The sequence below is a fragment of the Mycobacterium sp. genome, assembly GCF_050701675.1.
Classification (GTDB): domain Bacteria; phylum Actinomycetota; class Actinomycetes; order Mycobacteriales; family Mycobacteriaceae; genus Mycobacterium.
The window spans coordinates 1-1,577 of the sequence record NZ_JBOGDD010000458.1 but is presented as its reverse complement, the minus strand read 5'-3'; the positions used below and the strand labels follow the sequence as shown (position 1 = coordinate 1,577).

2 protein-coding genes are annotated in these 1,577 nt (G+C 64.0%); both read right to left on the bottom strand.

What is annotated here, in order from left to right:
• Positions 1-781: ABC transporter ATP-binding protein (locus ACRDUX_RS13860; protein ID WP_526414604.1), on the bottom strand; the 781-nt coding region annotated here is incomplete at its 3' end.
• On the bottom strand, positions 778-1,577 hold an 800-nt coding region (locus ACRDUX_RS13855), incomplete at its 5' end, for an LLM class flavin-dependent oxidoreductase (protein ID WP_526414603.1). The genes ACRDUX_RS13860 and ACRDUX_RS13855, both read right to left, overlap by 4 nt.

The following is a 1,577-nucleotide window of genomic DNA, read 5'->3' as shown; positions in this document are numbered from 1 at the left end:
ACCCATGTGTGTACGGATGGGAGGGTGCTGAGAGCACCTCGCCCATGTCGCCGAACTCCATCATTCTGCCGCCGTACATCACGGCGACGCGGTCAGCGATCTGGGCTGCCACGGCATAGTCGTGCGTGACGAGTAATACCGAGCACCCGATCTCGTCCCTCAGATCCGAGAGCAGCGCCAGAATCTGCGACTGCACAGTGACATCAAGGGCAGTAGTCGGCTCGTCGGCCACGATCAGGTCCGGTTGGGCGGCGATGGCCATCGCGATCATGACGCGTTGTCGCTGTCCGCCGGATAGCTCGTGGGGATAGGCCCGCATCCGCCGTTTGGCCGCCGGCAGCCTGACCAGTTCGAGCACGTGCTGAGCGTCGACGCGCGACCCTGCGGCCTCCGCGACCTGATCGCCGATACGCATGGTCGGGTTGAGAGACGTCATCGGATCCTGGAAGACCGCGCCGAGATGCTGTCGGCGGACCGCGCGCCTCTGAGTAGCGGTGGCAGCCACCATGTCGGTGCCGCAGACCGCCACCCGACCCCGAACCGACGGCGCCGCGTCGGCCGGTAACAACCCGAGCACGCTGAGGCCGAGCACACTCTTGCCCGAGCCGGATTCGCCGACCAGTGCGACGATTTCGCCAGGCCCCACCTGCATACTGACATCACGGACCGAGTGAATCGTCGTACCGTTTCGGCGGAAGGAGACCTCGAGATTGTCGATCTCCAACCGCGGGCCAAGACCGAGGGCGTCGACTGGTTGCTCGGTGTCTTGGACGGTGCTCATCGAGAACTTCCGGAGGCCGATGCCGAAACGGGGGCATTCAACGTGGGCTGATCGGTGATCAGTGAACTAAGTAGGCCATAGGACGCCATCCGGCAATCTGGATCGCCGATCGAATCGTGGGCCAAGATCTCGTCGACTCCTGTCTGGGCGAGGATCTCGTCAAGCACATCCGCGAGGTGCTCTGGTGTTCCCGAGATCTGGTGCGGCAGCTGCGCGCTGCGAACTGGCGTAGGTGCAGGTGTCACACCCAACTGCGCCAGTGCCTGCTCCGGACTGGGTAGTGGCCCCGATCGCACCAGACCTCGGGCGAGGTCGCGTCGGACCAATTCGGCGGAGGCGCGAAGTTCCCTGGCTTCGAGATCATCACCCGCGCAACTGATGTCAAGCGACAGCATGCTGTAGGGCTGGTCCGCGAAGTCTGAGGCGGTGAACGCAGCGTTGTAGATCTGTATTGCCGTCGAGGCCGCAGAAGGCTTGATGAAGCCCGCGAAGCAGTATGGCAGTCCGAGATGCGCGGCGAATAATGCGCTGTTCGGCGATGAACCCAGCACCCAAGGTGCCGGACCGCCCGCCACACCGGGTGCGATCTCCTCATACGGGTTCTCCGGATCGGTCGGAAATCGAAGCCAGGCCAGGAGCTCCTCGATCTGGTCTTGATCCCGTAGCCATGCTCCGGCTGCCGCCATCGGGTCATCCTGACCACCCGCGGCACTCCCAGACCTGTTAAGCGCCTGTTCGATTTCCGCGGGAACGGCTGCACGCCCCACACCGAGGTCGATGCGGTCCGGAAATAGGG